General features: G+C 68.8%; 18 protein-coding genes. 15 read left to right on the forward strand and 3 right to left on the reverse strand.

Annotation, left to right across the window (positions count from 1 at the left end):
- Window positions 1-553: 553 nt before the first annotated feature.
- Together BMG523DRAFT_RS17785 and BMG523DRAFT_RS17790 are read right to left on the reverse strand one after the other, a co-directional pair.
- Complete coding sequence (locus BMG523DRAFT_RS17785) at window positions 554-961, reverse strand: type II toxin-antitoxin system VapC family toxin (protein ID WP_043591692.1); 408 nt, start codon at window positions 959-961, stop codon at window positions 554-556.
- Window positions 958-1,194, reverse strand: coding sequence for an AbrB/MazE/SpoVT family DNA-binding domain-containing protein (locus tag BMG523DRAFT_RS17790; RefSeq protein WP_035733247.1), 237 nt, complete (start codon window positions 1,192-1,194; stop codon window positions 958-960). The genes BMG523DRAFT_RS17785 and BMG523DRAFT_RS17790 overlap by 4 nt, the downstream gene beginning before the upstream one ends.
- Before the next feature lie 1,024 nt (window positions 1,195-2,218).
- On the opposite strand from BMG523DRAFT_RS17790, the gene BMG523DRAFT_RS17795 reads away from it, so the two are divergent.
- The 7 genes from BMG523DRAFT_RS17795 (at window position 2,219) to BMG523DRAFT_RS17825 (ending at window position 10,110) form a co-directional block, all read left to right on the forward strand.
- Window positions 2,219-3,070, forward strand: coding sequence for a DUF72 domain-containing protein (locus BMG523DRAFT_RS17795; RefSeq protein WP_043591694.1), 852 nt, complete (start codon window positions 2,219-2,221; stop codon window positions 3,068-3,070).
- Window positions 3,071-3,166: 96 nt separating this feature from the next.
- The gene (locus BMG523DRAFT_RS17800) at window positions 3,167-3,919 is read left to right on the forward strand and encodes a response regulator (protein WP_043591696.1); all 753 of its coding nucleotides are present in this window, start codon (window positions 3,167-3,169) and stop codon (window positions 3,917-3,919) included.
- Between the two features lie 470 nt (window positions 3,920-4,389).
- Window positions 4,390-4,479, forward strand: coding sequence for a K(+)-transporting ATPase subunit F (gene kdpF, locus BMG523DRAFT_RS17805; RefSeq protein WP_023840421.1), 90 nt, complete (start codon window positions 4,390-4,392; stop codon window positions 4,477-4,479).
- Complete coding sequence (gene kdpA / locus BMG523DRAFT_RS17810; RefSeq protein WP_043591698.1) at window positions 4,480-6,141, forward strand: potassium-transporting ATPase subunit KdpA; 1,662 nt, start codon at window positions 4,480-4,482, stop codon at window positions 6,139-6,141.
- Window positions 6,142-8,304 (forward strand): potassium-transporting ATPase subunit KdpB, encoded by a 2,163-nt coding sequence (gene kdpB / locus BMG523DRAFT_RS17815; protein ID WP_043591700.1) that lies wholly within the window; start codon window positions 6,142-6,144, stop codon window positions 8,302-8,304.
- Between the two features lie 2 nt (window positions 8,305-8,306).
- Complete coding sequence (locus BMG523DRAFT_RS17820; protein ID WP_011437669.1) at window positions 8,307-9,203, forward strand: potassium-transporting ATPase subunit C; 897 nt, start codon at window positions 8,307-8,309, stop codon at window positions 9,201-9,203.
- Window positions 9,204-9,411: 208 nt separating this feature from the next.
- On the forward strand, window positions 9,412-10,110 hold the full coding sequence (locus tag BMG523DRAFT_RS17825; RefSeq protein ID WP_043591701.1) for a response regulator: 699 nt from the start codon (window positions 9,412-9,414) through the stop codon (window positions 10,108-10,110).
- Window positions 10,111-10,177: 67 nt separating this feature from the next.
- On the opposite strand, the gene BMG523DRAFT_RS17830 is transcribed toward BMG523DRAFT_RS17825, so the two are convergent.
- A complete protein-coding gene (locus BMG523DRAFT_RS17830; protein WP_043591703.1) occupies window positions 10,178-12,742 on the reverse strand; it encodes an ATP-binding protein in 2,565 nt (854 codons plus the stop codon).
- 563 nt (window positions 12,743-13,305) lie between these two features.
- Here BMG523DRAFT_RS17830 and BMG523DRAFT_RS17835 point away from each other — a divergent pair.
- The 8 genes from BMG523DRAFT_RS17835 to BMG523DRAFT_RS17870 are packed head-to-tail and all read left to right on the forward strand — an operon-like array spanning window position 13,306 to window position 22,601.
- Entirely contained in the window at window positions 13,306-14,928 is a 1,623-nt protein-coding gene (locus BMG523DRAFT_RS17835; RefSeq protein WP_043591704.1) for an AMP-binding protein, read from the forward strand.
- Window positions 14,925-15,164: an acyl carrier protein gene (locus BMG523DRAFT_RS17840; RefSeq protein WP_011437665.1), complete on the forward strand. Its 240-nt coding sequence runs from the start codon at window positions 14,925-14,927 to the stop codon at window positions 15,162-15,164. The genes BMG523DRAFT_RS17835 and BMG523DRAFT_RS17840 overlap by 4 nt, the downstream gene beginning before the upstream one ends.
- Window positions 15,161-16,102, forward strand: a complete 942-nt coding sequence (locus tag BMG523DRAFT_RS17845) for a transglutaminase domain-containing protein (RefSeq protein ID WP_011437664.1) — start codon at window positions 15,161-15,163, stop codon at window positions 16,100-16,102. Before BMG523DRAFT_RS17840 ends, BMG523DRAFT_RS17845 begins: the two co-directional genes overlap by 4 nt.
- 31 nt (window positions 16,103-16,133) lie before the next feature.
- The gene (locus BMG523DRAFT_RS17850; RefSeq protein ID WP_011437663.1) at window positions 16,134-17,252 is read left to right on the forward strand and encodes a ferritin-like domain-containing protein; all 1,119 of its coding nucleotides are present in this window, start codon (window positions 16,134-16,136) and stop codon (window positions 17,250-17,252) included.
- Entirely contained in the window at window positions 17,249-17,938 is a 690-nt protein-coding gene (locus BMG523DRAFT_RS17855) for an SGNH/GDSL hydrolase family protein (protein WP_011437662.1), read from the forward strand. Before BMG523DRAFT_RS17850 ends, BMG523DRAFT_RS17855 begins: the two co-directional genes overlap by 4 nt.
- Window positions 17,935-20,127, forward strand: a complete 2,193-nt coding sequence (locus tag BMG523DRAFT_RS17860) for an iron-containing redox enzyme family protein (protein ID WP_043591706.1) — start codon at window positions 17,935-17,937, stop codon at window positions 20,125-20,127. Before BMG523DRAFT_RS17855 ends, BMG523DRAFT_RS17860 begins: the two co-directional genes overlap by 4 nt.
- Entirely contained in the window at window positions 20,124-21,272 is a 1,149-nt protein-coding gene (locus BMG523DRAFT_RS17865; protein ID WP_011437660.1) for an acyl-CoA dehydrogenase family protein, read from the forward strand. Before BMG523DRAFT_RS17860 ends, BMG523DRAFT_RS17865 begins: the two co-directional genes overlap by 4 nt.
- A 36-nt stretch (window positions 21,273-21,308) precedes the next feature.
- Window positions 21,309-22,601, forward strand: a complete 1,293-nt coding sequence (locus BMG523DRAFT_RS17870) for a lysine N(6)-hydroxylase/L-ornithine N(5)-oxygenase family protein (RefSeq protein ID WP_035909438.1) — start codon at window positions 21,309-21,311, stop codon at window positions 22,599-22,601.
- Window positions 22,602-22,661: the final 60 nt, after the last annotated feature.

Consider the following 22,661-nt stretch of genomic DNA (forward strand, 5'->3'; position numbering starts at 1 on the left):
CCGGACTTAGGTAATACACATCCGGAAGATCAACTTTGGTCATGAGCTGCGAAAACTCCAACCAAGATCGAACTATCTAGGAAACTCCCGCTAGGCGAATGGGGGAAACGACGTTGCGAGCGCCTCGCCGTCGAGGACGCGCTCGAATCCGCGTAACCGGCCGCGCCTCGATCACCACGATCTCCACGATCATGGTGGCGAGACGGACCGGAGCCGCCGGAACCACCAGGTTTGCGGAACGCACGTTCGACTCGGATACGGATGGTGTCGGCTGGGCGGTCATCGGGCATCGCCGCTGGTCGGCGCCCGGGTCCCGACGGGCGAATGATGATTTCAGGACCCATCTGGGCGGCGTCCCTGCTGACCCCGCGGACCGCTCCGGTCGTGTCGCTGTCGCCATGGGCGTAGAGGGTGTATGGACGGCCGATCGTAGCTTCCAAGATCGAATAGTAGACGACGTCGCGGAACTACCGGAAAGTCGGATGCATCAATTGATTACGCGGCGCGTCCGTGAGGATCGGGAAGTGAAACGTACTCGGAGTCGTGAGCCACCTCAAGCGACAACAATGACCTTGACTCCAAGCGCGTCATAGGTCCCGCGTGCGCGAGCATCCCTCGTCGCGAGGGCCAGGCCGTGCTCCTTGGCAGCCAAAGCCACCAGCCCATCGTAGACGGCGCCCCCAACAATACCGACGTGACTCAACGTCGCGTGAACCTTCCGCGCATGCGGTCCGCTCAACGTTAACGGTGCAGTGAAGCGCACGTCGAGCAGACGCGCGGCGTCCGGCCCGGACAGTCTCGCGTCGCCGGGCATTCTGGTGAGTACCGAATAGGTCTCCACCAGCGCATGCCCACTCAGCGCAAGCTCCCGCCCGCCCCACCATTGCACCACATCCGCGTGGTGCGTGTGCGAACGTACCAGGAGCGGAACCGCGACACTCGTGTCGACCGCAATGGTCACCTGCGGCCCGCGTCAATGAGGCCGAACAGGATGTCGTCGTCGACGGGCGTATCGCCGGCTGACACGAGCACACCATCCTCCTCGACGAGGCGCGCGGTCCTGCCGGCAGGCACGATCTGGACACCGGCGCCATAGGGCGAGATGTCCACCTTCGTTCCCGGGAACAGGCCCAGCGCCTCGCGGAGGAGCTTGGGCAACACGATCCGGCCCGCCTGATCGACAACGGCTTCCATGGGAAAACGATACCATTGTGATCCCATCGCTGGAGGCCTCGCCAGCCAGGGCGCGATGTTCCTCCGGGTCTGGAACCTCGCCCCCCACAAGGCCGGGCGAGATGATCGCGACTCCGGCGTCCGCATCCCCGCGTCGGTGGATGCGGCGGATCATTGTCGTGCGGTCGGCAAGAAGCGTGACATGAGCGACGCGGTGTCCGGCGACGCGGTGTCCGGCGACGCGGGTCGAGGCCGTCAGCTCGGCGAGCAGGTCGGAATCGAGGATGGTCATCGGCGCGATCACCGGGTCCTCGGGACCCTGGAGAGCAAGACGGAGCATCTCGCTGACCGCCTGGCGCCACAGGGGGACGTCGCGGAAGTCCCGCCGAAGAATAGTCAGGTTCAGCCAGACCAGCATCGCCCAGCACCCACACACCACGATCGAGGCCCGCGGTTGACGAACGGCCCCCGGGTCCGACCAGTCTGTGTGGCCCTCATGCGGTGGCGGTCTCCACGCACCGCCGCACGAACAGGCCGCCGTTCCCCAAGGCCGCCGATCCCCAAGACGTCGTCGAGCAGTCGCCGCATACGCTCGGTCTCTCGTCGGCGGTGCAACCGCGGATGTCAGCGGATGTCATCCGAAGCCGCCGTTGCCCAGTACCTCGGCGAACCGTCTCCGGTCAGGGCGTTTGAGGCGGGTCGGCGATGGTGCCGACGCCTGGACCCGGTCACAGGAACGCTGTCGCGCTCGGAGAAGCCCAGCAGCCCGGCGGTACCAGTTCTCTCGTCCAAGTTGCCGGATCCGTGGCTGCGGGCCCTCCAGCTCCGGAGCTTGAAGGGCTCCAGATCCGTAGGTCAACTAGACTTCGCCAGTACGGAAAGGATAGTGGATCGCTGGAGCGCGGGCTGTCGGCCCGCGGCGCACCGGACGCCGGGGGCGGACTCGACGCCCGGGGACTACAGTACCTGTGGCACGGTCGCGACTTGGCGGGCGAACTCGGTTCCGGCTGCCTCGGGAGCAGTTTGTTCATGGAGGGCTTGGGTCATGCGTCTTCATGTGGGGTGCGCGATGTGGGCTCACAAGTCATGGCAAGGGCGCTTTCTGGCGCATCCGCTCCCGCCTCACGAACGCCTGCGAAACTACGCCAGCTGGTGCAACGCGGTCGAAGGGAATACAACGTTCTATGCGACTCCGGCCAGGAGCGCCGTGGCCTCGTGGGCGCAGCAGACCGACGCCGACTTCCGATTCGTGATCAAGCTGCCAAAAACCATCACGCACGAACGCCGCCTGACGGGCGTCGACGAAGCGTTACACGCCTTCCTGGAAGCGATCGAGCCACTCGGCCCACGGGCCCATGCCCTCTGGATACAGCTACCAGGATCGTTCACCCCGGCCGACGTCCCCGTGCTTGCCCGCTTTCTGCGCCGGCTCACCAGGTCCCACCGGTACGCTGTGGAGGTCCGCCACCCCGCATTCTTCAACGACCCTCGCGCAGCGCGACTTCTCGAAGGAGTCCTTGCCGCCGCGACCGCCGAATGGATTCCATTCGACACCACCACATTCTTTCAAAGCCCGCCAGGCAGCGATGCCGAACGAGAAGCCTGGACCAGGAAACCGCGCGTGCCGCTCCGATCGCTCGCGTTGACCGACCGGCCGATCGTCCGCTACCTCGGCCGCGACGCCTCCACGCAGACGATCAAAGGCTGGCAGCGTTGGATTGACACTGCCATCGAGTGGCTGCGCGAGGGTCGATCACCCACCGTGTTTATTCACACCCCGGACAACGCCGACGCGCTACTACTCGCCCGCTGCTTCCACGATGACGTACGGGTACGGGTGCCTGAGCTCGATGCACTGCCTCAGCCGATACCGACCGAGCCCCTGACCCTCTTCTGATCCGGACGGGCGAAGGCGCAGGGGGCGAGGATGAGGGATGATGCCAGGGTAGGAGGCGCCGCCGGTCCGGAGGTGGCTGGAGGGGACGGGGCGGATATGACCCGTCTTCTGTTCGTGGAGGACGAACCGCAGCTGCTGCGGGCCATGCGAATCACCCTGCGCGCTCGGGGGTTCGAGGTACGCACAGCGCTGGACGGCCGGCACGCGCTGTCGGAGGCGGCGTCGTGCCCACCCGACCTGGTCATTCTGGATCTTGGCTTGCCCGACATGGACGGCGTTGAGGTCATCCAGGGGCTACGGGCCTGGACCGGGGTTCCCATCATCGTGTTGTCCGGTCGCGCCTCGGGCCACGACAAGGTGGCCGCGCTCGACGCCGGCGCCGACGACTACGTCACGAAGCCGTTCTCGATCGACGAGTTGCTGGCCCGGGTCCGGGCCGTGACCCGCCGCGCCACCAGCGCGGAATCGGTGACCGTTGTCGACCTCGGCCGGTACCGGATCGACCTCGGCGAAAAGCGAATCAGCTCACGAGACAGCGCCGACGCCGACGCCGGCGCCGGCGCGGGCAGCGGTCGTGAGGATCCATCCGCGACCGGTGGAGAGGACAAGCCGGACGGTCCACGCCTCACCCCGACGGAATGGCGGCTGCTGGAAGCACTGGTACGCCACCCCGGCAAGCTCGTCAGCCATCAGCAGCTGATCAGCCAGGTCTGGGGTCCCGGCGTGGCGGACGACAGCTCCTCGCTCCGTCTCTACATCAACAAACTGCGTCGCAAACTCGAACCCGACCCGACCCGACCCCGCTACCTGACCACCGAACCGGGCCTGGGCTACCGCTACCAGCCGTAACCACCACGCCTCATTGGCACTCACGGTGGCGTCCGGACACCCCGGCGTCTGGACACCCTTCGCGGGGATCACCTGGACAGGGCGGGGCGGACCGGCCTGGTCCCCGCCCGGGCGGCTGTCCGTGGACCACCGAGAGGTGTTCTGCGTCTCATCCGGGTTGTGCACACCGAGTTTTACGCGGGTGCGGATCTCGTCCGGGTCGGATGCCGTGTGAGCGCCGTGTTGAATTTTCGGGATTGGGCGTCATTGGACCGTTAGCTTCGCTGGTCCGCTGGCGGCAAGGGCTCGATACTGGCACCTGCCATCAGGCCAGGACACCGGCCAAGGCGGCGACATTTGTTCCGATCTCATCCAGATCCGATCTCATCCAAAGTAGAAGGCAGGAGTTCCGTGCGTGACGTTGTCTTCGTACTGCTGACGCTTGCGGTGTTCGCGGTACTCGGGCTAACCCTCAAGGCGGTGGAGAAGCTGTGAGCGTGGAGAACATCGCCGGCCTGATTCTTGCCGTAGCTCTCACGATCTTCCTCGTGGCGGCTCTGCTGTCCCCGGAGCGGTTCTAGATGGGCACGAACGCCGCAGGCGTCATCTTCATCGTCTCGATGGTGCTGGCTCTTGCCCTGACTTACCGGCCGTTTGGCGACTATATGGCCCGGGTGTATACGAGCGGGAAGCACCTGCGGGTGGAACGCGGTATCTACCGGCTGGTCGGGGTGGATCAGGACGCCGAGCAGCGCTGGTCGGTGTATGCCCGCAGCGTGCTGGCGTTCTCGCTCGTATCGGTGCTGTTCCTGTACCTGTTCCAGCGGGTGCAGAACCACCTGTGGCTGGCGCTGGGCCTGCCGGCGGTCAAGCCGGACCTGGCGTGGAACACGGCGGTCAGTTTCACCACGAACACGAACTGGCAGGCCTATTCGGGTGAGTCGACGATGGGCCATCTGGTCCAGATGTCCGGCCTGGCGGTGCAGAACTTCGTGTCCGCCGCGGTAGGCATCGCGGTGGCGATCGCGGTGGTGCGCGGCTTCGCCCGGAAGAAGACCGACCAGCTGGGAAACTTCTGGGTGGACCTGGTCCGCACCGTCGTGCGGATCCTGCTGCCGGTCTGCGCGCTCGCGGCGATCGTGCTGATCGTCGGCGGCGCGATCCAGAACTTCCACGGGAACACCACGGTCCCCACCCTGGCCGGGGGGGAGCAGGCGGTCACCGGGGGTCCGGTCGCCAGCCAGGAGGCCATCAAGGACTTCGGCACCAACGGCGGCGGCTTCTACAACGCCAACTCCTCGCATCCCTTCGAGAACCCGACCTCCTGGACGAACTGGTTCGAGATCTACCTGCTGCTGTCGATCGGGTTCGCGTTGCCGCGGACGTTCGGCAAGATGGTCGGCAGCACCCGGCAGGGGCTGGCGATCGTCGCGGTGATGGCGGTGCTGGCGCTGGGCAGTCTGGGAGCCAACGAGGTGTTCCAGGCGATCCACCACGGCACGGTGCCGACAGCGGTCGGGGCGGCCCGCGAGGCTACGGAGACCCGGTTCGGTGTGCCGGATTCGGCGCTGTTCGCCACGGGGACGACGCTGACGTCGACCGGGTCCGTCGACTCGTTCCATGACTCGTACACCAGCCTGGGTGGCGCGACGCTGCTGTTCAACATGATGCTCGGCGAGGTCGCGCCCGGCGGCACCGGATCGGGACTCTACGGCATCCTGGTCCTTGCAGTGATCACGGTGTTCGTCGCGGGTTTGATGATCGGACGAACGCCGGAGTACCTGGGCAAGAAGATCGGTAGTCGAGAGATCAAGTTCGCCTCGCTGTATTTCCTCACGATGCCGGTCATCGTGCTGGTCGGCACCGGCCTGGCGATGGCGCTGCCGGGGGAACGGGCGGGGATGCTCAACAGCGGGCCGCACGGCCTGTCCGAGGTGCTCTACGCCTTCACCTCGGCGGCGAACAACAACGGCTCGGCGTTCGCCGGCATCACGGTGAACACCGACTGGTACAACACCGCGCTCGGCCTCGCGATGGCGTTCGGGCGGTTCCTGCCGATGGTCTTCGTGTTGGGGCTGGCCGGATCGTTGGCGAAACAGCAGCCGGTGCCGGAAACCGCGGGAACACTACCGACGCATCGCCCGCAGTTCGTCGGCATGCTAACCGGCGTCACCGTGATCATCGTCGCTCTGACCTTCTTCCCGGCGCTCGCGCTCGGGCCGCTTGCGGAGGGTTTGCACTAGATGTCCACCTCGACCATTGCGGGTACGCCGGTTCCGGCGCCCGCGCCGACCCCGCCGCCGGCTCCCCGGCGAGCGCAGGGGGGGCTGCTCGACCCGACGATGCTCCTGCGGTCGACGCCGGGCGCGCTGCGCAAGCTCGACCCGCGCACGCTGTGGCGCAACCCGGTGATGTTCATCGTGGAGATCGGCGCGGTGTTCACCACCGTCCTGGCGATTCGGGACGAGACCGCGTTCAGCTGGCTGATCACGGTCTGGCTCTGGCTGACCGTGCTGTTCGCCAACCTCGCCGAAGCGGTTGCGGAGGGCCGCGGCAGGGCCCAGGCGGACGCGCTACGCCGCACCAAGACTGACACGATCGCCCACCGGCTGCGCGACGACGGCCGGCTTGAGGAGGTGCCCGCGCCGCGGCTGCTGCAGGGCGACACCGTCGTCGTCGAGGCCGGTCAGTTCATCCCCGGGGACGGCGACGTCATCGAGGGGATTGCCAGCGTTGACGAGTCGGCCATCACCGGTGAGTCCGCGCCGGTGATCCGGGAGTCCGGCGGTGATCGCAGTTCGGTGACCGGCGGCACCCGGGTGCTGTCGGACCGGATCGTCGTGCGGATCACTCAGAAACCGGGCGAGAGCTTCATCGACCGGATGATTGCGCTGGTGGAGGGGGCGAATCGGCAGAAGACCCCGAACGAGATCGCGCTGAACATCCTGCTGGCCGCCCTGACGCTCACCTTTCTGCTCGCTGTCGCGACCCTGCAGCCGTTGGCGATCTTCTCGAAGGCGCAGCTGCCGGGCGTGCCGGACACCGGTGCGCTGAACGGCGACGGCCTGTCCGGGATCGTGATGGTGTCACTGCTGGTCTGCCTGATTCCGACGACAATCGGCGCGTTGCTGTCCGCGATCGGCATCGCCGGCATGGACCGGCTGGTCCAACGCAACGTGCTGGCCATGTCCGGCCGGGCCGTCGAGGCCGCCGGCGATGTCAATACCCTCCTGCTCGACAAGACCGGGACGATCACCATTGGCAACCGGGAGGCACGGGCCTTCGTCCCGGTCGGCGGCACATCGGAGAATGACCTGGCCAGCGCGGCCCAGCTGTCCTCGCTCGCGGACGAGACCCCCGAGGGCCGCTCCATCGTCGTGCACGCGAAGAACACCTACGGCCTGCGGGAGCGCGGTCCCGGCGAGCTCAGCCACGCCCGGTTCGTGGCGTTCACCGCCCAGACCCGGATGTCCGGGGTCGACCTCGATGCGATCGACGGGGGGGCGAACCGGCAGGTGCGCAAGGGAGCGGCCAGCGCGGTGATCACCTGGGTGCGCGATCTTGGTGGCGCCGTGCCCGCGGAGACCGGGGAGATCGTGGACGGCATCTCCGCTTCCGGTGGCACCCCGCTGGTCGTCGCCGAGGCCACCGATGGCGGCCTGGCCCGCGTCCTGGGCGTGATCCAGCTCAAGGACGTCGTCAAGCAGGGCATGCGTGAGCGGTTCGACGAGATGCGCCGGATGGGCATCCGCACCATTATGATCACCGGTGACAATCCGCTGACCGCCCGGTCGATCGCCGAGGAGGCGGGCGTCGACGACTTCCTCGCCGAGGCCACGCCCGAAGACAAGATGGCCCTGATCAAACGAGAGCAGGCCGGCGGCAAGCTCGTCGCAATGACCGGCGACGGCACCAACGACGCCCCTGCGCTCGCCCAGGCCGATGTCGGCGTGGCGATGAACACCGGCACGTCGGCCGCCAAGGAGGCCGGCAACATGGTCGACCTCGACTCCAACCCGACGAAGCTGATCGAGATCGTCGAGATCGGGAAGCAGCTGCTCATCACCCGCGGGGCGCTGACCACCTTCTCGATCGCCAACGACATCGCCAAGTACTTCGCGATCATCCCGGCGATGTTCGCGGCGATCTACCCCGGGCTGGACGCGCTCAACCTCATGCGGCTGCACAGCCCGCAGTCGGCGATCCTCTCCGCCGTCATCTTCAACGCGCTCGTCATCGTCGCCCTGATCCCGCTGGCGCTGCGCGGCGTCCGTTACACCCCGTCCAGCGCGTCGGCGATGCTGCGTCGCAACCTCTACATCTACGGCGTCGGCGGTCTGATCATCCCGTTCGTCGGGATCAAACTCATCGACCTTGTCATCCAGTTCATCCCGGGAGCCCGGTAACCATGCCTGCGACCCGACTTCCCTCCTTCGTGCGGCAGCACCTCGCAGCCTTCCGCGCACTGCTCGTGCTGACCGTGCTGACCGGCATCGCCTATCCGCTGGTCATCACGGCCATCGCGCAGCTTCCCGGGCTGAAGGATAAGGCGAACGGCTCGTTCGTCACGAACGCCAGCGGCCAGATCGTCGGCTCAGCCGAGATCGGCCAACTGTTCACCGACGACAAGGGCAACCCGATTCCCAAATACTTCCAGTCCCGCCCCTCGGCGGCCGGCGACGGGTACGACCCGACGTCGACGTCCGCGTCCAACCTCGGCCCGGAAAACATCGTCGACAGTTTCGACGACCCGGCCACCAAGGACGAGGACGAAAGCAGCCAGAGCCTGCTCACCCAGGTCTGCGCCCGCAGCAAGGCCATCGGTGACCTGGAAGGGGTCGACGGCCGGCGTCCCTTCTGCACCGCGAACGGCGTCGGCGCGGTCCTGTCGGTGTTCCGGACCGGCGGCACCACCGGACCGGTCACCCGGGTCGTCAGCATCAACGAGGAGTGCCCGGCCGCGCCCTTCGTCGCCACGTACCAAGGCGTCAAGGTCGAGTGCGCCAGGTTCGGCGAGGACTACTCGGCCGGCGTCACTGCGCCGGTCAAGGGGCCGGGTAAGGGCACGGACAACCCGGTCCCGCCGGACGCGGTCACCGCTTCCGGCAGCGGCCTCGACCCCGACATCTCCCCGGCCTACGCCTACCTGCAGGTGAACCGGGTCGCGAAGGAACGCGGTCTCGACCCGGCCACGGTCCACGCGCTGGTCCACGACCACGAAGACGGTCGGGCGCTGGGCTTCATGGGCGAACCCACGGTCAACGTCCTCACCCTGAACCTGGCCCTCGACAGGACGACCAGGTAGCTGGACTGGCCCGGGTGACGCTGGCCCGGGGGCGGTGCGCAGGACCCGTCCCGCGCACCGCCCACTGCGGCCGGGGCACTTTCCCAGACAAACTCCCGGGTCGAAGCTATGGACGGAACGCTCAGCCCCGAGGACACCCCGGCGGAGGCCTCACGATGGTTCGCACCCTGCCCGCCGTACCGCTCGGTTCACTGCCGGGAGACGACGCGTGACCAGCGTACTCGTGGTGGACGACGACCCACGGCTGCTCCGCGCGCTACACATCACCCTGCGCGCCCGCGGCTACCAGGTCACCGTCGCCGCGGACGGAAGCCGCGCGCTCGCCGCCGCCGCCGAACACGAACCCGATATCATCCTGCTCGACCTCGGGCTTCCCGACCTCGACGGCGTTGACGTCATCCACGCCCTGCGCGGCTGGACCGCCGCCCCGGTCATCGTGCTCTCCGGACGCGCCGGCAGCAGCGATAAGATCGCAGCGTTGGACGCCGGTGCCGACGACTACGTCACCAAGCCCTTCCGGGTCGACGAACTGCTCGCCCGGCTGCGCGCCGTCGTCCGGCGCACCCCGCCGCCCACCGAACCGCTCACCGTCGCCCTGGGCGACTATCTGATCGACCTCGACGCACGGCGCGTCACCCGCAAACCCGACAGCGCCCGCCCGGACGGCCCCGCCGAGGTCCGGCTCACCCCCACGGAATGGCACCTGCTCGACGTCCTGGTCCGCCACCCCGAAAAGCTACTGACCCACCGGGATCTGCTGCCCCGGGCCGGCGGGCCCGCACCCAAGGAGCAGAGCCACTACCTGCGCCAGTACATCGGCCGGCTGCGCCACAAACTTGAACTCAACCCGGCACAGCCCCGCCACCTCATCACCGAGCCAGGCATGGGCTACCGGTTCCAACCATGACCTTGTTATCCAGTCATGACCTTGTTGTCAAACTATGACCTCGTTGTCTGTTGACCGTCCCGCGATCTCAGGCCGCACCGTCCGCCGGCTGGGTAGAATCGCCGACCGTCGCGACCGGCAGCGCTACCACCATGGTCAGGCCCCCGCCGGGGGTGTCCTCCGGTGTCAGGGTGCCGCCCATCGCCTCCGTCAGGCCTCGGGAGAGCGCGAGGCCCAGCCCGATGCCGCTGGCGTTGTCGGTGTCGCCCAGCCGCTGGAACGGCGTGAACGCCTGGTCACGGTCCTCCGCGGGCAGTCCAGGCCCGCGGTCGATGACCCGCAGCTGGATCCGGTCGCGCAACGCACTGGCGGTGATCAGCGGGGGCTGGCCCGGGGGTGAGTAGCGGGCCGCGTTGGACAGCAGGTTGGCGATCACCCGTTCCAGCAGCGCCGGGTCGGCGTAGGCCAGCGGAAGGTCGTCCGGGACCGTCACAGCCACGTCGCGAGCCGCCGGGCCCAGGTCGCGCAGCACGCCGGGAATCACGTCGTCGAGCCCGACCGGGGCGGGGAACACGCTCAGGCGTCCAGCCTGCAACCGGCTCATGTCGAGCAGGTTCTCCACCAGCCGGGCCAGGTGGTCCAACGCTTCCTCAGCGGTGGCGAGCAGTTCCGCCTGCTCCTCGGCGCTCCACTCGACCTCGTTGCCGCGCAGGTTCGCGACTGCCGCCGAGGCCGTGGCGAGCGGGCTGCGCAGGTCGTGGCTGACGGCAGTGAGCAGGGCGCGGCGGGTGCGGTCCGCTTCGGCGAGTGGCCCGGCTTCCGCTGCCACCTGGGCCAGCCGTCGCTGTTCGAGGGCGACCGCGGCCTGCGCGGCGAAGGCGGTGAGTACCCGGCGGTCCGCCGCGGGCAGCGGCCGGCCCCGCAGGACCAACGTCAGGTTCTCGCTGACCGGTACCTCCGTGTCGGCCTCGTCCGGCCGCAGGCATGGGTCGGGCCCGGCGCTGTCGACCACCCGCCAGCCGTGGCGGTCTGCCTTGCGGGCGCCGTTCTGACCGCCCTCGGCCGCGCGTTCGAGCAGGGCGACCGAGGTCAGCCCGAACGTCTCCCGCACCTGCGTGAGCAGCGCCGGCAGCGCCTGCTCGCCGCGCAGCACGCTCCCGGCCAGGGTCGAGAGCATCTCCGCCTCCGCGGTGGCGCGTACCGCCTGGCTGGTCCGCCGGGCGGCCAGGTCGACCACGCTGCTCACCATCACCGCAACCGCCAGGAACGCCAGGAGCGCGAGAACGTTGTTACTCTCAGCGACGATGAAGCGGTGTACTGGTTGGATGAAGTAGTAGTTCAGCAGCAGCAAGCCGCCGACCGCGGCCAGCAGTGCCGGCAGCAGGCCGCCCACCAGCGCCACAGCGACCACCACGATCAGGAACCCCAGCACGTTGCTGGTCAGGTTGAGACCGGTCCGCTGGTGCGTCAACGCAAGGGTCAGCAGCGGCAGCAGCACGACCGCGGCCAGGACACCGGCAAGCCGCCGCCGGAGGGTCAGCCCACGGGCCCGGCGGGGCAGCAGCCGCCCCTTGCCCACCTCCTCATGGGTGACCAGGTGCACGTCGATCGGCCCGGACAGTTTCGTTGTCGTGACGCCGATACCAGGGTCGATCATGTGGGCCAGCCGGCCGCGCCGGCTCGCGCCTAGCACGAGCTGGGTCGCGTTCTCCGCTCGGGCGAATTCAAGCAGCGCGATGGGAATGTCGTCCCCGACCACCTGGTGGTAGCTGCCGCCCAGGCTCTCCACCAACACCCGCTGCCGGGCCAGGTGCGCGGGCGACGCACCGGCCAGGCCATCGGATCGGGTGACGTGGACCGCGAGCAGGTCCGCACCCTTGGCGCGATCCGCGATCCGCGCCGCCCGGCGGATCAGCGTGTCGCCCTCAGGGCCGCCGGTCAGTGCGACAACCACCCGCTCCCGCGTCTCCCAGATGCCGGAGATCTGGTGCTCGGTGCGGTAGTGATCGAGCTGTTCGTCCACCTTGTCGGCCAGCCACAGCAGCGCCAACTCCCGCAGCGCGGTCAGATTGCCGACCCGGAAGTAGTTGCCCAGCGCGGCGTCGACCTTGTCCGGGCCGTAGATGTTGCCGTGGACCATCCGCCGCCGCAGCGCCTCCGGTGTCATATCGACCAGTTCGACCTGTTCGGCGGCGCGTACCACTGCGTCCGGCACGGTCTCCCGCTGCGGGACTCCGGTGATCCTTTCCACGACGTCGTTGAGTGACTCCAGATGTTGGATGTTCAATGTCGACAGCACGTCGATGCCCGCGTTCAACAGCTCGTGGACGTCCTGCCAGCGCTTGGCGTTCCGGCACCCCGGGACGGTCGTGTGCGCCAGCTCGTCGACGAGCACCACCGCTGGCGCGCGGGCCAGGATCGCATCCACGTCCATCTCGGTAAAGGTGGCACCGTGGTAGGAGACCGTGCGGCGGGGCATGATTTCCAATCCGTCCAGCAACGCGGCGGTCCGCGGTCGCCCATGGGTCTCCACCAGCCCGACCACGACGTCCGTTCCGCGTGCCTTGCGCCGCTGAGCCTCACAGAGCATGTCGTAGGTCTTGCCCACCCCGGGCGCCGCGCCGAGGTAGATCCGCAGTCTGCCGCTCGCCATACGTCCCAGTTTCCGCGTACGAGCCGCCGCTCACGAGCCTGCGGGGCGATACGTGACCAGCTGATCGAGGCAGTCGGAGCGGGCTGCGCGATCCACACCGGCGGCAACCTCACGCTACGTGGGCCAGCCGACGCCCTCGTTCTCCGCGCGCTGGTCACGGCCACCGCCGCCGCCTGAAGATCACGTACGGCATAATGGACACCAAGGCCATCAGGCCGAGCGCGAACGGGTACCCGAACTCCCAGGGCCGCGCAGAGATCGCGCTACGTTGTGATCGGTGACGGCTTGTAGCCGTGCTGTGAGGTGGCTCGCGGCGCCCTGGGTGACGCGGCGCGAGCGAAGCGCCGCTTTCCCCACGCGTACCCGACACGGGTCGCGCACACCAGCTCCGCACACCCAGATACCGGTTCAAGGAACACGGCAAAGATCGTCGAAATCGAACGATTGATTGAAGATTAGTAACCTTCTTGCGCTCTGACGTAACTTGTGTTTCGCTTCCATTGATTCCGTCAATCTCCCGATTTGGGGCGTTATTTCGTTTATTCGGGCAAGGGGGAGACCTGGTGAGCGCGCTCTGGGATGCGGTAGGCACCAACGCCCGCCCGAAGACGGCACTGCACCTGCCGTTCGAGGGACGATCCGTACCCGTCACGCAACTGCTGGCCGACGCCGAGCGGACGGCAACAGTGATCGCCGGCCGGCGTCGCGTCGGCATCCTGATGGCCAACGGCGAACCCTGGCTGCGCGGGCTGCTCGCGTGCTTCCGGATCGGGGCTGCCGCGGTGCCCATCGCCCTCCCCGTGGCGTTCGGGAGCAGCGAGGGCTACCAGAAGCACCTGCGCCGCGTCATCGAGGATGCCGAGCTGGAGACCCTGCTGGTGGACGGCCAGAGCGCGCACCTGCTCAGCCGGCTCGGAACGTTGCCGAACGTCCGGCTGGACGACATCACGGAGGTACCCGAGATCACGGAGGTACCCGAGCCGGCCGGGCCGGTCGGTGAGAACCCGGCCGACGAGTTCGCGGTGATCCAGTACACCTCCGGTAGCACCTCGGCGCCCAAGGGTGTCGCGCTGACCGCCGGCACCATCCTGGCCGGCCTGGCGGCCATAGCCGACGGCCTGGGCCTGACCGAGACCGACGAGATCGGCATCTGGCTACCGCTGTTCCACGACATGGGCCTGTTCGGCATGCTCGCGCACCTGGCCAGGGGCTGCTCAGTCAACCTCTGGCGCACCACCGACTTCCTCCGGGACACCCGCGGGTGGCTGGCTGGCGCGGCGGCGTCCGGCGCCAGCGTGCTGCCCATGCCCAACTTCGCCTATCAGCGCATGGTCGACGCGGTCGAAGCCGGCGGCGCTCCCGACGGACTCGATCTGTCCGGGTGGCGGGCCGCCTGCAACGGCGCCGAGCCCGTGCGGTGGTCGACGCTGGAGGCATTCAACCGGGTGTTCGGCCCGTACGGGTTCCGGCCCGAGGCGATGCTTCCGTGCTACGGCATGGCCGAAGCCACGCTCGTCGTCAGCTGGGCGACGCCGAAGGACCTGCCGTGGCACCTCACCGTCGACCGGTTCGCCCTCGCGCCGGGCGACGAGGTCGCCCGCGTCGCCCCGGAGGCCGACAACGCCCGTGAGGTCGTCGCCTGCGGTTCGGCGGCGCCGGGCATCGCCTTCCGGATCGACGCCCCGGGTGCCGGTCAGGTCGGTGAGGTCCAGATCCGTGGCGCGGCCGTGATGGGCGGCTACCTCGGGCTGCCCGCCGACCAACAGCCCTTCACCTCCGACGGCTGGTTGCGCACCGGCGACCTCGGGTTCGAGGCCGAGGGCGAGTTGTTCCTGGTCGGCCGCCTCAAGGACATGGCAATCATCCGCGGTCAGAACTACTACGCCGAAGACGTTGAGCAGATCGCGCGCCGCGTCCAGGGTTTCGACGTCCGGGCCTGCGCCGCCCTCCAGGCCAGGGACGGCGGCTTCGAGCACCTCGCGGTCCTCGTCGAGACGCCGCTCGAGGGTGCGGAGGCCGCCGCTCTGACGAGTGCCGTCGAGGCGGCCATCTCCGCTGAGCTCGGCCCCGGGGTGGCGTTCGTGCACCCCGTGCCCGTCCGCTCCATCCCGCGCACCAGCTCCGGCAAGGTTCGCCGCCAAGCCGCCAGGGACCTCTACCAGAAGACCGTGAAGGACGCCTCATGAGTATGCAGACCGTCGAGGACGCGGTGGCCACCGCCCTGGCCAACCGGCTGCAGATGGACAAGGCCGACATCGACCTGGATCTCCCCATGCACCTGCTACCGAAGATCGAGTCGGTGGTGATCCTCAGCGTGGTGGTGGATCTCGAGGACGCACTGAGTGTGGCGATTCCCGACGACGTCCCGTTCGCGGCAGTTACCGCGCGTGACCTTGCCGAGCTCATCAAGGAACTCATGTGAGACTCCGCTTCGAGCCGACCCCGCCGGACCTGGCCGTCTTCGACACCACCCTCGCCGACGCGGCCACCGTGCTGTGCACCGACGAAGCCGGGGTCGCCGCGCTCGGCCTGCGGCAGGTCGACGGCCTGCTCGACTACACCGACGTCGCCAACGCGGCGCTGCACTCGGGCACCGGCACCACGGTGCCCGAACTAGCCAGGCGGCTGCTCATGCGGTTCGTGGCGGCCGAGCCGGACAGTTGGTTCGTGCCCCTGGACTGGACGGTTGCGGTACACCGGGCACCCACCGGTGAGACCTTCCAGGTGGCGGTCCCGGAGCTCGACGCCGAGGGCGTCGAGCTCCTGGACGACCCGGCTGCCGACCTGCCGCGGCCGGTCGTCGCCGAGGGTTATCAGGTCGATCCGTACCAGGTGCGCGTCCGGCTCACCGGCGAGCGTTTCGACATCGCCGACCGCCGGATCCGCGCGGCGTTCGATGACGTCCTCGGTGCCTTCGACAGCGGCGCGGTGCGCTATCAGGCGATCGCCGAGCCGCTGCGCACCGACCACCGACGGTCCTGGGATCTGGGTGTCGCCGACTGCGTCGTGGCGGGGAGGGTCCTCGCCGACCGGCTGCGGGCCGAAGGATTCCAGGCGCGGGCCCGCCGCGGCTTCCTGCTGGGCCTCGTCGGCAACGACCACGGCTGGTGCGAGGTCCACCTCGACGGTCAGTGGCGCGCCCTGGACCCGGCGTTCGCCTACCTCGCGGCCGAGCATGGCCGGGACGGCGGGGCGGAGTTCCGGGCGGCCTGCCGTGGCAGCCGGTTCAACCGCCTGCTGCCGTGCGCCGTGGCCGAGCCGGCCGCGCTGTTCCTGCGGCCGGACGGCACGCCGCCGGCGGCGTGGGCCTTCGGGGCCGTGTCCTCACGTCTTCGGCGCGCTGTCGTCAGCCGAGCCTGAAGAGATCTGAAGAGACCTGAAGAGAGTGGTCATGAAGTCAGACACGATGGCGAAGCTGGCTGGTGGCTGGGCCGTTCCGCTCGGCGGGGACGCGCTGTTCACCTGGGACTACGACGCCGGCACCGAACAGATGCTGAACCTGTACTCCCGCGGCAAGCAGCGCCAGTGGGACGCCGAGACGCAGCTGGACTGGAGCCACGACGTCGACCCGGACAACCCGCTCGGCCTGCCCGACGAGTTCATCTGGATCGCGGGGACGCGGGTATGGGAGCGCCTGCCGGAGGCGGAGCGGACCACCGTCCGCCAGCACATAGCCGGGTGGCTCTATTCCCAGTTTCTACACGGTGAGCAGGGCGGCCTGGTGTGCTCGGCTAAGGTCGTCCAGGCCGTGCCGGACATCGCCTCGAAGTTCTACGCCGCCACGCAGGTGATGGACGAGGCCAGGCACGTCGAGGCGTACCAGCGCATGCTGCAGGCAAAGATCAAAGTGCACTACCCGATCTCCACCGGTCTGCGCGGCCTGCTTGAGGCGATCATCGGTGACAGCCGCTGGGACATCACCTACCTCGGCATGCAGGTGATGATCGAGGGCCTGGCGCTGGCGGCGTTCAGCATCCAGCGCGACCGGATGCGCGATCCGCTGGCGCAGGCGCTCAACGCCTACGTGCTGCAGGACGAGGCGCGTCATGTCGCGTTCGGACGGTTGGCACTGCGCGACTACTACAGTCAGCTCAGCACCGCCGAACTGCGTGAGCGGGAGGATTTCGCGGTCGAGGCGTGCTGGGTGCTCAAGGACCGGTTCGTCGGCGAGGAGATGTGGCGCAAACTCGACTACGGCGCCGAAGAATGCATCGCGCTGGCCAACCGCTCGCCCGCCCAGCGCGAATTCCGGCGCCGGGTGTTCACCCGGATTGTCCCAACGCTGAAGGACATCAACCTGTTCGGCCCCAGGATGCAGGAGAGCCTGCGTGAGCTGGGCGTCCTCGGGTTCAGCCGGGTCGACGGGGCCGAGATAAGCGCCGAGGACGAGCGGATCGCCGACGAAATCGCCAGGCTGGAGTTTGCCACTCGGCAGCGGGAAGTGTCCGCGGTCATAGCCGTCGGCGCCGGGTCCGACGACGGCGACGACGACTGCGAGGACGAGGGATGACCGAACTGACCGAAGCCACCGACCCATACGTCATCTCCACCGAAGCCGGTGTGGAGCTGCTGGCGGGCGCGCCGTGGAAGCGGATCGCGGTGATCGGTGACAGCATCTCGACCGGAATACGCGAAGCTGTGCCCGGCTACCAGGATCTGTCCTGGGTGGACCGGATCAGTGCCGTGCTGCACCGCATTCACCCTGACCTCGACGAGATTCGACTGGCCAAACGCGATCTGACGCTGACCGAAATCCGCCAGACGCAGTTGCGGCCGGCCCTGGATTTCAGGCCCGACCTGGTGTTCCTCTCCGGCGGCGGCAACGACTTCATCAGGCCGGGCTTCGATCCGGTCACCGTGCGCGCCGAGCTGACCGAGATCGTTTCCAGGGTCAGGGTGACCGGTGCCGACATCCTCACCATCGGGATGCTCGATATCAGCCAGGCGGGCATCGTCTCCGAGAAGTACGGGGAGATGTTCAGCAAGGCGACCAGGATCGTCACCCGGATCACGCGGGAGGTGTCCCAGGAGTACGGCGCGATCTTCGTCTCGTTCACCGACCATCCGCTCTGCGCCGACGCGGGCATCTACTGCAGCGACAGGCTGCACCTCAACTGCCGCGGTCAGGCGTTCGAGGCCACCGGGAAGATGCACGGACTCGCCGCTCACCTGGCCGCGAGGAGCAAAGCCGCATGACCGACCTGACGACCTCGCTGCCGCTGGGACCGTTCGAGTGCGGCCCGGCCGCGGCCGCCGAGGCAGCCGCGGCCGTGGCCGGGCCGCCGGCCGCCCTGTACCGCCAGCTGCTGGTCGAGCAGGAGTCCGAGGCGACGCTGGTGGCCGCCCGCCGGGTGCTCGCCGCGTTCCTGCCGGACAGTGCTTCCCTGGCCAGGGAAGCCGGTCTGGCCAGGGAGGCCGGTCCGGACCGGGAGCACGTGCTCGCCGAGCTGGCCGGCTCCCGCGTGGCGATTGCGGGGGTCGCCGCTCGGCTTCGCACCGCTTCGGCCGAGACTGTGGCCGCGGTGCTGCGGCAGCGTGCCCCGCTCGCGCTGATCGAAGGCTGCTGGCTGGACACCGTGTCGCAGCCAGCTACCCAACCCGCCGTGATTGTCAACCGGCTGGGCGTCGAGCAGCTGGAGTTGCTGGGTCGTGGCGTGGCCGAGCGCACCCTGGCCCATCAGCGCCGCCGGCTGCTGGCGGAGCACGGCGTGGTGCTCCCTGACCTGGCAGCCACCGACTTCCTGACCGCGGCGCAGGCCCGGCCGCTCACCGTGGTGACGGCCGCCTTCTACCTGTCGCTGTCCCGGCTGCCGGCCAGTTTCCTGCCCGAGGTGGTCGGCGTGCACTGCGCCTTCCGGGCACTGGGCACCGACGCCGCACTATCCGGTGTGGACGGCCCACCCGGTGTGGACGGCCCTGGGTACGATCCGGCGCCGCTGCTGGCGGAGTATCTGGCGCTTACCGAGCAGTCGCCTACCGGCCCGGCCGACCGGGCGCGGCTGCTCGCGGCGATCCAGCTCGTCGTGCGTCTGGAGAGCGCGCACGTGGCGATGCTCGACGATCTCGCGAGCTGGCACCAGGGCCTGTCACTCGACGCCAGAGTGGCGCTGATCGTCGCCAGGCACGCACCGTACGCGGGCCGCCAGCACCACAAGGTGCAGATCTCCGGTACCCCGCTGCGCGACCTGTTCGCCGACCCGGCGTTCGACGCCGCGGCGTTCATCCGTCAGTTCCGCTCCTCCAGCCAGCTGAAGCCGCTGCGGGCCGGCGGTTGCCGCTTCACCAGGGCGATCACGTTCGGTGGGCCGATGTTCGGGATCTTCGACGAGGCCGAAGCGCGCACGATCGGGCGGTGGGCGGCCGCTGTTGCCGCGGGTGAGGAACCCGGCGCCGACCTGGCTGCCTGCACCGCCGGCGACGAGGGTGCCGCTGCCTGGCAGCATGCGCTCGTGGCTGCCGACCCCGGCGACGTCCTCGCGGCCGAGCCGCCGGCTCTCGACGAGCGTCAGTTCCTGTACCGCCTGGTCAACGTCGAGCGGTTCCCCAGCGTGCTGGCTGCCGCCCGCAGCCGCGTCGAGCGGGTGCTCGCCCAGGCCGAGGGGATGTTCGAGCTGGGAGCCGCCGGACGCTACACCGACGCCAGCTGGTTCGACTACAGCCCCGAGGCGCTGTGGGAGCGGGTGGACACCCTCTACTGGACGAAGCTCGTCGAGCCCTTCCGGCCGCTGACCGACATCCCGTCCAGGAAGAACGTGATCAACAACCAGAAGCGGTTCGCGCTGGGCAACCTCGTCGACGGCGCCTGCATGCACCGGATCGGCAACACCGGCCGCTTCCACCGCCCCAGCGACGGGCCGCTGTTCGCCATCTACGCCGACGAGATGGGCCGCGGCGACATCGCCAAGAACCACATCACGCTGATCCAGCAGGCCCTGGCCAGCATGGACATCCACCTGCCGCACCCGCGCTCGGAGGAGTTCCTCACCCAGGCCGAGCTGCCCGACCTGACCTACCCGTACGCCACCTACCAGCTCAGCCTGGCGCTGTTCCCGGACTCCCGCTACGAGGAGATCCTCGGCTACAGCCTGGGGGTAGAGATGTTCGGCCTCGGCGAGCTGCGGCTGCATGAGATGGAGAAGATGCGCCACCACCGTTTCGACATCGCCTACGAGGCGGCGCATCTGTCCATCGACAACGTCTCGGCCGGCCACGCCCGCCAGGCGACCGACCTGATCGTCGGCTACCTCGACCACGTCGGCCGCACTGCCGGCCCGGTTGCCGTCGAGCGAGCCTGGCAGCGGGTGTGGCGCGGCTACGCCTCGTTCGCGTTCTTCGTCGAGCCGCAGTTGGCCAGGCGCCTGATGGCAGGGCGGGCCGCCGCATGAGCCTGGACCCGGAGCTGGTGGCGCTGCCGTTCTACGAGCAGTCACACCGCGAGCTGGCCGAGGCGCTCGGCAGGTTCTGGGACACCCGCGCCGATCTGGCGGCGGCAGCCCGGACCGGCGCGCCGGCGAAGTACGGCGCCCGCGTGCTGCGCGAGCTGGGGGCCGCGGGGTTGCTGGAGCCCGCCGACCTGCGCAGCCTGTGTCTGACGAGGGAAGCCCTGGCCTACACCGAGGACCTGGCCGACTTCGCGTTCTCGATCCAGGTCCTGGCCGCCTGGCCGATCCAGCGCCACGGCACCGACGAGCAGAAGCGGCGCTGGCTGCCCGGCATGGCCTGCGGCGAGCTGGCAGGTGCGTTCGCGCTGTCGGAGGAGCAGGCCGGCTCGGACGTCGCCGCGCTCGCCCTGCGCGCCGTGCCGGACGGCGCGCAGTACGTCCTGGACGGGAACAAGATGTGGATCGCCGGCGCCGCGGGCGCCGACGTCTTCTGCGTGGTGGCCCGCACCGGTGACGGCCCGGCCGCGCTGGGCCTGACCGCGCTGCTCGTCCCGGCCGGCACCCCGGGCCTGCGGATCGAGCCGATCGACATGGTGGCCGAACGCGACATCGCCCGACTGGAGTTCGACGGCTGCCGGGTCCCGGCCGACGCCGTCCTGGGCCCCCGCGGCGGCGGGTTTGTCGTGGCCATGGAGCTGCTCGAACGGTTCCGCCTCACCGTCGGCGCCGCGGCGCTTGGCTTCGCCCGCCGGGCCGCCGACGCCGCTTTGGCCAGGGCCAGAGAACGGGCCGCGTACGGCAGGCGGCTGTTCGACCTGCCGACGGTGAAGGCCAGCTTCGCCGATGTCGAGGTACGGCTGAACGCCGCCGCCCTCCTGGTGGCCAGGGCCGCCTGGGAGGCCGACCGGGGCGCCCCGCTGGCCAGGCACTCCAGCATCGCGAAGCTGTACGCCACCGAGGCCGCCCAGCAGGTCGTGGACGCGGCCGTGCAGGTCTACGGCGCGGCCGGGCTGGTGCACGACAGCCTGCCGGAGCGGCTGTACCGGCAGATCCGGTCGCTGCGGATCTACGAGGGCGCCTCCGAGGTGCTGCGCCTCGCCATCGCTGACGCCCTGGGCCCGCGCGGCCGGTTTCACGAGCGAATGTAAGTTCGTCTGTCCGAACGCTGAAAGCGAGCTCTTCTCATGGGGAGTAAGTCTCCGCGGTACCGCTGTGTCGGAATCGGGGCCGGACCGGCCAACCTGAGCCTGGCAGCCCTGTTGCACGGTGACCCAGGGATGCCGAACCTGGTCATCGACAGGAAGGCCGAATTCACCTGGCACGACGATCAGCTCATCCCTGGAGCGACCCTCCAAGTGTCCTTGTTCAAGGACCTTGTGAGCCTGTCCGACCCGACCAGTCCATTCTCGTTCATAGCCTATCTCCACGACCGCGGGCGAATCTACCACTACCTCAACGCACAGTTCGAAAAAGTGCCCCGCGAGGAGTTCCGTAACTACCTCGGCTGGGCCTGCAGTCGCAACGAGAACGTTGTGTTCGGCGAGGAGGCGCAGGCCGTCGACTTCACCGGCGACGCGTTTGTCGTGCAGACCGACAAGCGCGCTCTCCTCGCCGACAACGTGGTGGTCGGCGTCGGCACCGTGCCGTGGGTGCCGATGTTCGCCCGCCCGCACCTGGGCAGCACTCAGTTCCACGTCAGCGAGTTCAGGTCGAAAGCCGTCCGCCTGCGCGACAAGCGGGTGGCGGTGATCGGCGGCGGCCAGTCCGGCGCCGAGGCGTTCCTCGACCTGATCTCCCGGCCCGACAGCGAACTGCCGCACCGGGTGTCGTGGCTGTCCCGCCGGCGCAACTACTTCCCGATCGACGACTCGCCGTTCACCAACGAGTTCTACATGCCCTGCCACTCCGACTACTTTGCCGAGCTCGACCTGGCTGTACGGGCCGACTTCAACAGCCAGCAGGTGCTGACCAGCGACGGCATCTCCGAGTCCACCGCCCGGGAAATCTATCAGCAGATCTACGTCCACCGGTTCATCACGGGCGCCCCGCAGCTCACCGGGCTCTACCCCAACCGCGAGGTGGTCAGCGTCGAGGCGTGCTCGCCGGACGGCTGGAGCATCTCCGTCCAGCACAACGACCTGGCCGGCGGCCTGGAGATCTTCGAGGCCGAAGTGATCATCTGGGCCACCGGGTTCCAGCCGGCCCGGATGGACTTCCTGGCACCCCTGGAGCAACGCCTGGCGCGGGAGGACGACGAGTATCAGGTGGACGCCGACTTCGCCGCCAACTGGGACGGCCCGGCCGACCGGAACCTGTTCCTGCAAAATGCCGTCCGCACGCAGCGCGGCCTCGCCGACCCGAACCTCAGCCTCACCGCCTGGCGCAGCCAGCGGATCGTCGACCGGATCCGCGGCGTCCGGAGCAGGGGACAGGACCCGGCGTTCGCCGAGTGGTCACCCAAGACAGGGGCCCGCTAATGGGCCAAAGGGCGTGCGATTATGGCGAAGCTGCACGCCCGGAGGCCTTTCTTTCCGGGA

The sequence above is a fragment of the Frankia sp. BMG5.23 genome, from assembly GCF_000685765.2.
GTDB lineage: Bacteria > Actinomycetota > Actinomycetes > Frankiales > Frankiaceae > Frankia > Frankia casuarinae.